This is a genomic window from Acidobacteriota bacterium (assembly GCA_030774055.1).
Lineage (GTDB): Bacteria > Acidobacteriota > Terriglobia > Terriglobales > Acidobacteriaceae > JACPNR01.
In genome coordinates this window covers 1-10,502 of record JALYLW010000156.1, presented here as the reverse complement: position 1 = coordinate 10,502, position 10,502 = coordinate 1, and the positions used below count along the sequence as shown (strand labels likewise).

The 10,502-nt window shown below is 64.3% G+C and carries 13 protein-coding genes; 6 read left to right on the top strand and 7 right to left on the bottom strand.

Going from position 1 to position 10,502, the window contains the following annotated elements; translation table 11 throughout:
• Positions 1-11: 11 nt before the first annotated feature.
• The 6 genes from M3P27_12910 (at position 12) to M3P27_12885 (ending at position 5,105) form a co-directional block, all read left to right on the top strand.
• On the top strand, positions 12-320 hold the full coding sequence (locus M3P27_12910) for a DUF503 domain-containing protein (GenBank protein ID MDP9269209.1): 309 nt from the start codon (positions 12-14) through the stop codon (positions 318-320).
• Positions 321-613: 293 nt separating this feature from the next.
• Entirely contained in the window at positions 614-976 is a 363-nt protein-coding gene (rbfA, locus tag M3P27_12905; protein ID MDP9269208.1) for a 30S ribosome-binding factor RbfA, read from the top strand.
• A gap of 2 nt (positions 977-978) precedes the next feature.
• Positions 979-1,956 (top strand): bifunctional oligoribonuclease/PAP phosphatase NrnA, encoded by a 978-nt coding sequence (locus M3P27_12900; GenBank protein MDP9269207.1) that lies wholly within the window; start codon positions 979-981, stop codon positions 1,954-1,956.
• A 12-nt stretch (positions 1,957-1,968) separates the two neighbouring features.
• Complete coding sequence (locus M3P27_12895) at positions 1,969-2,241, top strand: hypothetical protein (GenBank protein ID MDP9269206.1); 273 nt, start codon at positions 1,969-1,971, stop codon at positions 2,239-2,241.
• A 22-nt stretch (positions 2,242-2,263) separates the two neighbouring features.
• A complete protein-coding gene (locus M3P27_12890; protein ID MDP9269205.1) occupies positions 2,264-3,934 on the top strand; it encodes a glycosyltransferase family 39 protein in 1,671 nt (556 codons plus the stop codon).
• A gap of 157 nt (positions 3,935-4,091) precedes the next feature.
• A complete protein-coding gene (locus M3P27_12885; GenBank protein ID MDP9269204.1) occupies positions 4,092-5,105 on the top strand; it encodes a GNAT family N-acetyltransferase in 1,014 nt (337 codons plus the stop codon).
• Positions 5,106-5,200: 95 nt separating this feature from the next.
• Here M3P27_12885 and M3P27_12880 read toward each other — a convergent pair whose 3' ends face one another.
• The 7 genes from M3P27_12880 to M3P27_12850 form a co-directional block, all read right to left on the bottom strand.
• Positions 5,201-5,380 carry a hypothetical protein gene (locus M3P27_12880; protein ID MDP9269203.1) on the bottom strand — a complete coding sequence of 60 codons (180 nt, stop codon included), beginning with the start codon at positions 5,378-5,380 and terminating at the stop codon, positions 5,201-5,203.
• Positions 5,377-5,790 (bottom strand): hypothetical protein, encoded by a 414-nt coding sequence (locus M3P27_12875; protein MDP9269202.1) that lies wholly within the window; start codon positions 5,788-5,790, stop codon positions 5,377-5,379. The genes M3P27_12880 and M3P27_12875 overlap by 4 nt, the downstream gene beginning before the upstream one ends.
• An 86-nt stretch (positions 5,791-5,876) precedes the next feature.
• A complete protein-coding gene (locus M3P27_12870; protein MDP9269201.1) occupies positions 5,877-7,043 on the bottom strand; it encodes a Xaa-Pro peptidase family protein in 1,167 nt (388 codons plus the stop codon).
• Between the two features lie 149 nt (positions 7,044-7,192).
• Positions 7,193-7,819: a hypothetical protein gene (locus tag M3P27_12865; GenBank protein ID MDP9269200.1), complete on the bottom strand. Its 627-nt coding sequence runs from the start codon at positions 7,817-7,819 to the stop codon at positions 7,193-7,195.
• Positions 7,820-7,934: 115 nt separating this feature from the next.
• Positions 7,935-9,221, bottom strand: coding sequence for an MFS transporter (locus M3P27_12860; protein ID MDP9269199.1), 1,287 nt, complete (start codon positions 9,219-9,221; stop codon positions 7,935-7,937).
• Positions 9,222-9,288: 67 nt separating this feature from the next.
• Entirely contained in the window at positions 9,289-9,585 is a 297-nt protein-coding gene (locus tag M3P27_12855) for a DUF167 domain-containing protein (GenBank protein MDP9269198.1), read from the bottom strand.
• Positions 9,586-9,720: 135 nt separating this feature from the next.
• Positions 9,721-10,425, bottom strand: coding sequence for a YggS family pyridoxal phosphate-dependent enzyme (locus M3P27_12850; protein MDP9269197.1), 705 nt, complete (start codon positions 10,423-10,425; stop codon positions 9,721-9,723).
• Between the last annotated feature and the right edge of the window lie 77 nt (positions 10,426-10,502).

Below are 10,502 nucleotides of genomic sequence, written 5' to 3'. Positions count from 1 at the left end.
CCTCATCGTTTATGCCCATCGCATCGCTCACCCTCGAGATCCGGATCGAGCACGCGCAATCGCTGAAGGACAAGCGGCAGGTCGTCCGCAGCGTGAAAGATAAGCTGCGCGCGGCGTTCAATGTGTCCGTTGCCGAACTCGAACCGGAGTCGCAAGGGATGTGGCAGCGCGCGACCATCGGCGTGGTCGCGATCTCCGATTCGCGCGATTACCTGCGCGGGTTGATGGATAAAGTCGAGCGTGCCGCGGCACGGGCGGCGAACAATGCGGGTGGGGACGTGGTGGACTCGTTCGTGGAATTCGTTGAGGGGGATGGCTGATTCGGTGATCGGGGGATCGGAGGATCGGGAGAACTGAACCCCGTCGCACGAGAGAGCATGGTTACGATAGGGGTTCCTCGACTCGCGCTCGGCTTCGCCTCGCGCTTCGCTCGGAATGACAATCGTTAAAGCTGGCGGGCGAGTCGCCTGCCTCCAGACGGACAAAAAGACTGCACAACAGTCGCGGCAGTGCGGAGTGGGCGTCCCACTGAGCTCTCCGAAAAGTGATATCCTCATCGGTTTTCGTGGTGACGGTTTTTGCCGGTGTAGGGGCGGCCAAGCCGGGAGGCTCAATGTTCGATCGTGGGGCGCAACATCATCACCAGCGGCTCGAGGATACGGTGCGTGAGGAAGTGACCGCGCTGCTCGAAGGCGGGCTCGCCGATCCGCGTATTGGCCTGGTGACGGTGAACGTGGTCGAGCTCATGCCAAAAGGGAAGACGGCGCACGTGTACGTCTCGGTAGCGGGTTCCGACGAAGAAGCCGAGCAGACGCTGGAGGCGCTGCGCGCGGCGAAAGGGTACATCCGGCACGAGCTGGCGCTGCGGCTGCAAGCGCGCAAGGCGCCGGACCTGATGTTCCACCTCGATCGCTCGGACATCATCGAAAAAAAGCTCGGAGCAGTACGCGAGCGCGAGAAACGTAAACGGGGCTGAGGATGGGCCACGAAGAGCAGATCGGCAGCCTGCACGCGGTGATGGAGCGGGTGGAGAGCACGGACCGGTTCGTGCTCACGTCGCACGCGCGTCCGGATGGCGACGCCGTCGGGTCGGTGCTCGCGTGCTGGCAGGTGCTCGACGCGCTCGGCAAGCAGGCCGAGGTCGTGCTCGCCGACGAGGTGCCGTTCATCTACAAGCGGCTGCCCTACGCGGACAAGATCGTCCACGCGAGCAGGGTCAACGGGAAATATGACACCGCCATCCTGCTCGAGTGCGACTCGATCGAGCGCACGCGGTTGCAAGGCCTCGAAGACCGCATCCTCATCAACATCGATCATCATGTGAGCGGGCGTCCGTTCGCGCACATCAATTGGATCGATCCGAGCGCGTGTGCCACCGCTGAGCTGGTCTATAAGCTCGCGCTGAAAGCCGGAGTGAAGATCACGCCCGAGCTGGCCACCTGTCTCTACGCTGCCGTGCTCACCGATACGGGATCGTTCTGCTTCCAGGGCGTGAACGAGCGGACTTTCGGACTTGCGCGCGAGCTGGTGCGAGCGGGCGCGAAGCCGGCGGAGATCGCGCAGCAGGTCTACTTCGCTTCTCCGACCTCGAAGATGCGCTTGCTGGGCGCGGCGCTCGCCAACCTCCATCGCGAGCACGCGCTGGCGTGGATGCACGTGACGCGCGAGCAGTTCGACCGCGCCGAAGCCGAGGATGAAGACGCGGAAGGCCTGGTGAATTACGCGCTTGGCATCGCCGGCGTGGAGGCGGCGGCCTTCTTCCGCGAGTCCGAAGGCGGACGCTTCCGCGTGAGCCTGCGGTCCAAGGGGATCATCGACGTGGCGGAGATAGCGGCGCAGTTCGGGGGCGGCGGACATCCGTGCGCGTCGGGATGCGCCATCGATGGTCCGCTCTCGGCGGCGAGTGAAAGGATACTGGCGCAGTTGCGGTGCGCGCTGGGAGACAAGGCGGTCTGACCGAAAGGCAGCATGCAGATATCGCTGGCAACGCAGATCGAGTCGTTCGTGGGCGCGGCGCTGATCCTGATCGCATACATCGGGCATCAGGCGCGCTGGATGGATTCGCGGCGCGCGACTTACAACCTGTTGAACGCGGCGGGCGCGGCGATATTGGCGTGGATCGCGCTGCGTCCGTTGCAGGTGGGGTTCGCGATCATGGAAGTGACGTGGACGATCGTGAGCCTGGTGGCGCTGGTGCGGGCGATGCGGGGTGGGCAATCGGCGGCCCCCAGCCCACAGTAGCCGGCCTGATACACTTTTTGCGTTGAACGACCGGCGCAATCTCCTGATCGAAGTGGCGACCGTCGCGGGGTTCTGCGCGTTCCTGCAGTATTTCGGCGCGGCGGCGATCGGACTGACCGGCGCGGACGAGCCGCGCTACGCGCAGATCGCCCGCGAGATGCTCGCGCGCCGCGATTGGGTCACCCCCACACTCTACGGGCATCCGTGGTTCGAGAAGCCGATCCTTTATTACTGGTCGGCGATCGTCTCTTTCAAACTTTTCGGCGCGAGCGACTGGGCAGCGCGGCTGCCGGCGGCGACCTTTGCCACGGCAGCGGTGTTCGGGGTGTATTTCTTCTTGCGGCGGTTTGCAAGAGGGGCTGAACTCGACGGTGCGTTGATGACGGCGTCGTCGGTGGCGCTGATCGGATTCGGGCGCAGCGCCGGGCCGGACATGCTGCTCGCCGCGAGCTTCACGCTGGCGATGCTGGCGTGGATGGCGTGGCGGTTGACGCTGACCGCCGCGGAGGACAAAAAGGTTTGGCTGCTGGCGTTCTACTTCTTCGCTGCCGTCGGGATGCTGGCCAAGGGGCCGGTAGCGCCGGCGCTGGCTGGACTGATCGTTGTGCTATTTGCGTTGTTGCGGCGCGAGCCGCGGACGGTCCTGCGGACCCTCTGGCCGCCGGGCATCCTGCTGTTCCTCGGGGTCGCGCTGCCGTGGTATGTGGTCGTCCAGTCACGCAATCCGCAGTTCTTCCGCGCGTTCATCCTGGAACACAACCTCGCGCGTTTTGCGACGAACGTGTATCAGCATCACCAGCCGTTCTGGTATTACGTGCCCGTCGTGCTGATCGGGACGCTGCCCTGGACGGTGTATTGGTTGGCGGCGGTGGTGGATGCGGCGCGGCGAGCCTGGCGCTCGCTTGCGGGCGAGTGGGCAACGGCTCCGCTGGGCGTGGGCGGCGGCGGTGAGCGGGCAACGACTCCGTTGTTGCAGCAGTTCCTGCTGATCTGGATATTCGCGGTGCTGGGATTCTTCTCGATCGCGCAGTCGAAGCTGCCGGGGTACATCCTGCCGGCACTGCCGGCGTGCACACTGCTGGTCGCAGACTACGTAGAGCGCAAACGCGGGGCGAAGCCGGACTTTGGCCTGCTGACGCTGCATGCGGGCGTGTTGGCCCTGATGTTTGCGGGCGTGCTGCTGGTGCCGTACGCGTTGGCACAGCCGGGGAACGCGCCGCGCATCACCGCCGGCGTGCTGGCGGCAATCGTGTTCGTTGCGGTGGCGTGGACGGTGTACGTCCGCGGACTGCGCTTGCTGCGCTTCGTCACGCTGGTGCCGGTGCTGGTGTTGCTGGCTTTCCTGCTGCGGCTGGCCGCGCCCGTGCTGGATGCGAAAGTCTCGTACCGCCAGGCGGCGCTGGCGCTCGACGCCATCGATCATCGCAGCTCGCAGCTGGCTATCTACAAATCGCGGCGCGAAGCCGGGTATGGGATGGCGTTTTATCGCGGGCAAGTCATCACCTGGTACCAGCCCACATACTTCGACCAGCCGGCGGGGATCCCGAGCGGTGATCACATGGTGATCGCGCCGGCGGGCATGGAAGAAGAGTTGTCACAGCTGGTGGGCGGACGGCGCGTCTCCAAAGTGGGAGAGTACGCGCCGCAGAAGCTGGTGTTCTATTGGGTGAGTCCGGCTTCCATGCATCATTAGGAGCTGCCGAGTCGAAGCCCCCGCTCGGGGGCAAGCGGGGCTACAAATCCAGCCCCACCTCGCGCGTCAAGTGGGGAGGCTCATCCCAGTAGTTGCATGGGATGGTTCGGGCGGGGCCGGCGCTTGCAATCGGATGCGCGGTGAATAGACTGTCCGGATGGCAACGACGGCCCGCCGCAGCCTGCAGCACCGCCCCACGGCTCCCGGACTCGCGATGGAGATCCTCGACCTCAGGCATTTCACGTCGGCTGAACTGCGCGGACTACTCGAGCGCGAGGCAGAGTTGTGGGCGCGCACGCTCAACTGGGATTATCGCGCGTCGGTAGAGATGATCCTGCGCTACCTCGATGCCCGGATCCTGCCGGGATTCGCCGCGGTAGATGCGGGAGTGATCCACGGTTACTCGTTCTTCGTCTATGAAGGCGCGAAGGGCGTGATCGGCGACCTGTTCGTGGACGACACCTTCGGCGAGCAGCGCCAGCTGGCAACGGAGCAAAAGCTGCTGACGCACGTGATCGAAACGCTGCAGAGTTCTCCCGGGGTGCATCGCATCGAGGCACAGTTGCTGGTGCACGAGGCGGGCGACGTGGCGCAGCCGTTCCTGCGGGAAGGTTTTGCGCGCCATGCGCGGTTGTTCATGTCACTTCCCCTTGCCGGACCGCAAGCGAGCACGAATGGGCTGGCGCAGCGGGAGTTGCCCGGCATCGAGGTCCGGCGCTGGTCGGAACAGGATTTCCAATCCGCCGCCGCCGTGATCACGGCGGCATATCGCACCCACATTGATTCCGAGATCAACGATCAGTATCGGACGGTGCCCGGCTCGCTGCGCTTCCTGAACAACATCGTGCGCTTTCCGGGTTGCGGGGTCTTCGATGCGGAATCCTCGTTGATGGCCATCGACCGGGCGACGCGCAGCGCCATCGGCGTGATCCTGTGCTCACGCGTGCGAGACGATGTGGGCCACGTCACACAAGTGTGCGTGCTGCCGGAGCATCGCGGACGCGGGATCGGCGAGGCGCTGATCGCGGCCTCGGCCGCCGACCTGCAGCGGCGCCGGTTCGCAGCACTCTCGCTGACGGTGACGGAAGGGAACACGCGCGCGGTGGAACTGTATCGCCGGATGGGGTTCGATGTCCGCCGCGTGTTCGATGCTTTTGTCTGGGAAGGCTAGAAGAAACCGGGTGGATCGGGTGATCGGAAAACCACCATCCCCAGATCCTCCGCTTGGGCTGAAGCCACTCGCGAAGCATGACGTCCCTTAAGAAATCAATGTCTTAAGGCCCACATCACCCAGGCACCTATAAAGGTTCCCACCACAAAGTAAGCAAAGCATTTCACGCCGTAGCGGAACTGGTCGCGCGGGGTGGAGCGCTGCGTGATGCCGAAGACGGTCGAAGCAAAGAGCGCGAAGATGATGGCGGCGCTGAAGTGGCTCAATTGCATCACGGTTTCTTCCCGAGTGCGATCTCGTGGGCGTCGACGGCGCTGACGATGTTGAGCAGGCCGGCGACGATGACGAAGACGCTGCCGTAGTTCGCGGTGACGGTGTTGATGGCGCCCGCGCCCCAGTCTTTGGCACGGGCGAGCAGGTAGAGGGCGCCGGCGCCGGCGTCCCCGAGGAAGCCGAGGATCTCGAGCAGGTCGCCGGTGTTGGGTTGGTAGACCTTGGCGTTCATCGAAATACCGAGCGAGAACATGGCGACCACGGAGAGCATGAGGAGCGCGCCGCGGATCCATCTTTTCTGGATGAGGTGTCCGCCGCCGGGGATGAGCCAGCCGACGATGGGCGCGACGATGGCCATGGTGGTCATCGGATAGTGCTTTTCAGCGGCGGCTTGTTCGACGGTGTCGGGCATTTCGTTTGCGCTTCGGCCGAACGGAACGGCCTGCGCGCAAGCTTACGGCGTGTAGTTGCGGGCTTCACCCGTGTCTTTCAAATCCTTTATATCAGCACGATCTCTTTTTGCACGGCGCCGGTGACCTCGGCGGAACCCTTGCGGACGAGCACGTTGACCTCGCTACGCACGCCGAACTCGGGCAGATAGATGCCGGGCTCGATGGAAAAGCAACTGTTGGGGATGATCTCGCGGACGTCGTGCGTCTCGAGGTTGTCCATATTGGCGCCGTTGCCGTGGACGCTCGAGCCGATGGAGTGTCCGGTGCGGTGGGTGAAGTACTGCGCCAGGCCCTTGGCGGCGATGGTCGCGCGCGCGGCGTCATCGACCTGCCAGCCCTGGAGTCTCTGGCCGGCCGCGATGGCTTCCTGCACCTTCTTCACGCCGGCATCGCGCGCGGCGGCGACGATGGTGAAGATCTCGCGATGCTTGTCGCTCGGCGCCTTGCCGACGAAGCCGGTCCAGGTGATGTCGTAGTAGACGGCGTCGGGCGTGTTTTTCTTTGCCCAGATATCGAGCAGGACGAAGTCACCCTCTTTGAGCCTGGCGGAGCGAGCCGCGGTCGGCTCGTAGTGCGGGTTGCCGCTGTTGGCGTTCACTCCGACGATGGGAAAATCTTCCGTCACCAGCGACTCGCGCTTGAAGGCCTCGAGGATCCACTGCTGCATCTCGTACTCGTGCGTGCCGCCATTCCTCACGCGCCGTCCGATCTCCTGGAAGGCCGCCTGCGTGATCTTGTCGATGGCGTCGCGGGCGGCAAAGTGTGACTGGATCTGCGCGTCTGTCCAGGCAGCCTCGAAGCGCGCGACCAGGTCGCCGGAGCTGCCGATATCCTTGCCGAAGCTGCGCAGCAGTTCGATGGTGCCCGCGTCCACCAGCCCGATGTACGGGATGGCGTTGTTGGGCGAATATTCCATCGCGATCTTCTTGTAGGGCGCGAGCATCTGCTTGAGACCTTCCTGCTGCTCCTGCCACGACGAGTACTCGGTCTTCGCGCCGGGGAGCGGGTCAAGATGCCCGGCCTCGATGCGATGGACGAGCTTGCGGGGCTCGCCCGCGGCCGGGATGACGTAATACCAGCGGCGCGTCACCATCAGCGATTCCGGCAAGCCCAGCACGCGGTAGGCGATGGGATCGCGATGATGATGGTCGTAGAAGAGCCAGGCGTCAAAGCCCCGTTCGGCGAGCGCGGGCTGGATGGATCTCAGGTCCATAGCGAAGGAATCATTCTAAAGGAGGAAGCGGAAAGCGTCATGCCTGTGCCTCGGCTGAAGCCGGTTCAGTGGCTAGGCACGAGCATACCCAGCGCTTTCGCGCTTGGGCTAAGCACGGGACGAGCGGGCATTGCGGCGGCGGCTGCGAACTAGTCCTTGGCTGGCGGCTTGGATTGCTGCTTGACCTGCTGCAGGGCCGACATGCCGCTCATGACCGAGTTCTGCAGTTCGTCGAGTTTTTCGCCATCGTCGAGCCGGAGCTTGGCGACGAATCCGATCTCGGCCAAGCGCCATTCGCCGGCCTCCTGCTTCATCCGGACGAGCACTTTGGGGATGAAGGCGCTGACGGATTCCTTGCCATCTTTGCTGAGACGGAAGCCGAACTCGAAATCGTTGCCGTCGGCGGTGAGGTCGTCGCGATCGATGGTGACCTCGATCTTCTGCGCCGTCTTGGGCTCGATGTAGGTGAGGAAAGTGGGGCCGGCGGGGAAGAAACGGACGTCCTTACTGGTGACGAGCGCAGTGTTCGCGGTCTTCATCGGCGACGAGGTCTGGCCGGTCTTGGCGTCCTTGGACTTGAAGCCTTCGAGGCGGACGAGCAGCGCTTCCGGCAGATGCTTCTCGAAGGCCTTATCTGATTTCGCGGTCAGCATCTCGATGAGCGCCTGGCGTGCGGTCTGCGGCGTGGCCACCGCTTTCTTGGGTGCGACTTTCTGTTGCGCGAAAGCCAAGCTGCCGGCGGTGAGCAGGGCGAGGACGATGGCGAGACGGCGCATGGTGGAAACCTCCAGATTGTGCGGTTAGGGGAGGGAAGTGTTGCATAGGACAGTGGCGTTGCGCCAGCAAAACCGCAGCAAAATCAAGGTGCTTCCCCTCGCCTTCGCTGAGCGGCTACGAGGGTAGTTCCTTTTCCTGCTCCTGCTTCATCGGTTGGACGATGCGGTCGTAGATGAAGAGCGCGAGCGCGGTGAGCACGCCAACGCCGGTGACGATCCACCAGATCTTGTGCGGCTCGTGGGTCACCTCGCCGTAGTGATGGAGGAGCTTGCCGGCGAGCCATCCACCGACGAACGAGCCGATGCCGATGGGGAGGAAGGCGAAGCCCATGTAGGTGCCTTGCTGTCCGGGGGGCGCGAGGCGCGAGATGTACTCGTAGTAGCGCGGCGATTGGATGATCTCGCCGAGCGCGACGACGGCCAGCGCGACGATGGCCATCACGACGCTGGGGCGCAGCGCGAGGAAAAGCCAGGCGAGTGAGGTGACGAGCGTTCCCAGCGTGATGGCGGGAAACGAAGGGATCTTCCTGGTCAACGCATTGATGGCGACGGTGAAAAAGATGACGATGAGCGGGTCGGTGATCAGGATGTAGCCGGTGTTCGCTTTGGGATCGACGTACTTCACGATGTAGCTGGGCAGGATAAGGTATTGCTGCCAGAAGACGATCCAGTAGCCGCTGAAGATGAGGAGGAAGATCATGAAGCGCGGATTGGCCAGCACGATGAAGAAATTGCGGAAAATGGTGCCGACGGTGGCGGTGGGCTCGCCCGCTTCGCGGCGCGGCTCCTTGAAGAAGATGAGCACTGCGAGGAACATGAGGAAGACGCTTGCCGCGGCGATGAGAAAGACGCTCTCCGGCCGCAGGCGCTCGTGGGCCCAACCCGCAAGAAAGGGTCCGAGCGTGGAACCGATGTTCACCATCGTGTAATAGATCGAATATCCGATGGAGCGGACATTCGGCTTGGAGGCGCGCGCGGTCGTGCCGACGACGCTGGGCTTGACCAGCGCGACGCCTAGCGCGGGGAGCAGAAGGATGAGGCCGACCATGAAGCCGAGCGGCATCATGCTGCGGACGGGAGCGAGCCAGGGCGCGGCGATGGAGCCGACGAGGAAGTAGGCGCAGCTGAGGATGAAATAGGCGAGCGAGAGCGCGCGACGAAAACCCATCCAGTCGGCGATGGCGCCACCGAAGGCGGCGAGCACCCAGACGGCGCCGCCGAACCAGCCGCCGAGCCTGGTGGCGTCCTCGATGGGGAATTGAAGGGCTTCGTTGAGGTAGCGCACCAGGACGGCGAAGACGGCGTAGTAAGACAGCCGTTCGAAGATCTCGCTGAGGTTGGCGACCCAGAAGGGCCGCTCGAAGCCGGTGCGGATGTCCTCAAGCCGCGCGCTCAGCGTCATAGGTGAGTACCGAGTTGCGAGTAGCTGAAGCAGGTTCCTCGCCGCTCCGCTCCTCGGAATGCCAACTTCAGGGGAGTGCGGCAGCGATGCGGTCCGCGAGCGAAGCAGCCGTGATGCCGGTGACGCGCACCACCTTGTTGCGGCTGCTTTGGCCCGCGGCAATGGTAATGGACGAACGCGGCAGGTGCAAAACTCCGGCCAAGAATTCGATGGCCGCGTGGTTGGCGCGTCCGTCGCTGGGCGGCGCGGTGAGCGAGAGCTTTAAGGCGTCACCCAGCATTCCGGTGACGGTGTCTTTCTTCGCGCGCGGGTGGACGCGGACGGCGAAGCTGGCGCCGAGTTTGTCGTCGTGGATGGGAATCATTTTTTGTTCTGCGCTTCGGCTGAATAGCGCCGCCTGCGCGCCCCCCGCCGCGGCGGGCAGAGCGGATGCTCGCTGCGCCCGCGTTGGTTTTACGGCGCGGCTGAAGCCGCGCCCCTCCGAGAGAGTTGCGAGCGGTCACGGTGGTGGCCGCGCGCCGAAGATGGCGGTGCCGAGGCGCACACACGTCGAGCCTTCTTCGATGGCAACCTCGAAGTCGTGCGACATGCCGATGGAGAGCGTCTCCATCGCGACGGAAGGAAGATCGCGGGCGCGGATGGCATCGCGCAGCTCGCGCAGACGGTGGAAGTATGGGCGCGCGCCTTCGGGGTCGCCGGTGTGCGGTGGGATGGACATCAATCCGCGGATATCGAGTGCGGCGAGTCGCGGCGCGGAGGCCAGCAACTGTTCGAGCTCCGGAGAATCCGGCGCGAGACCGGCCTTCTGCTGCTCGGCTCCGATGTTGATCTCGAGCAGTATGGGGACACGCTTGCGCATGCGCGCAGCCATGCCATTGAGTTTTTCGGCGAGGCGGAGCGAATCGACCGAGTCGATGGCGTGGAAGAGTTCGAGCGCGCGGGGCGCTTTGTTGGACTGGAGGTGTCCGATGAGGTGGAACTCGGCGCCGGCGAGGCGGTGGACGTCCCAGGATTTCCCCGCGAACTCCTGCACACGATTCTCGCCGAAGAGGCGGAGTCCGGCGGCGTGCGCCTCGGCAATGGCTTCGCCGGGAAACGTTTTCGAGACGGCCATCAGTCGGACGGCAGCGGGATCGCGCTGCGCGCGCGCGGCGGCTTGCGTGATGCGCTGCTTGAGCTCCGCGACGTTGGATGCGATGGACACGGGCCTCCTGTTTTACCACGGAGGAACGGAGCACACGGAGACGGCGATAGAAAAGAAAAGCGCGGGCGGGATGCCCG

Bases quoted from the DNA above. Each gene is read 5' to 3' on its own strand.
- M3P27_12910 (MDP9269209.1), top strand. From the start codon at position 12: ATGCCCATCGCATCGCTCACCCTCGAGATCCGGATCGAGCACGCGCAA.
- rbfA (MDP9269208.1), top strand. From the start codon at position 614: ATGTTCGATCGTGGGGCGCAACATCATCACCAGCGGCTCGAGGATACG.
- M3P27_12900 (MDP9269207.1), top strand. From the start codon at position 979: ATGGGCCACGAAGAGCAGATCGGCAGCCTGCACGCGGTGATGGAGCGG.
- M3P27_12895 (MDP9269206.1), top strand. From the start codon at position 1,969: ATGCAGATATCGCTGGCAACGCAGATCGAGTCGTTCGTGGGCGCGGCG.
- M3P27_12885 (MDP9269204.1), top strand. From the start codon at position 4,092: ATGGCAACGACGGCCCGCCGCAGCCTGCAGCACCGCCCCACGGCTCCC.
- M3P27_12875 (MDP9269202.1), bottom strand. From the start codon at position 5,790: ATGCCCGACACCGTCGAACAAGCCGCCGCTGAAAAGCACTATCCGATG.
- M3P27_12870 (MDP9269201.1), bottom strand. From the start codon at position 7,043: ATGGACCTGAGATCCATCCAGCCCGCGCTCGCCGAACGGGGCTTTGAC.
- M3P27_12865 (MDP9269200.1), bottom strand. From the start codon at position 7,819: ATGCGCCGTCTCGCCATCGTCCTCGCCCTGCTCACCGCCGGCAGCTTG.
- M3P27_12860 (MDP9269199.1), bottom strand. From the start codon at position 9,221: ATGACGCTGAGCGCGCGGCTTGAGGACATCCGCACCGGCTTCGAGCGG.
- M3P27_12855 (MDP9269198.1), bottom strand. From the start codon at position 9,585: ATGATTCCCATCCACGACGACAAACTCGGCGCCAGCTTCGCCGTCCGC.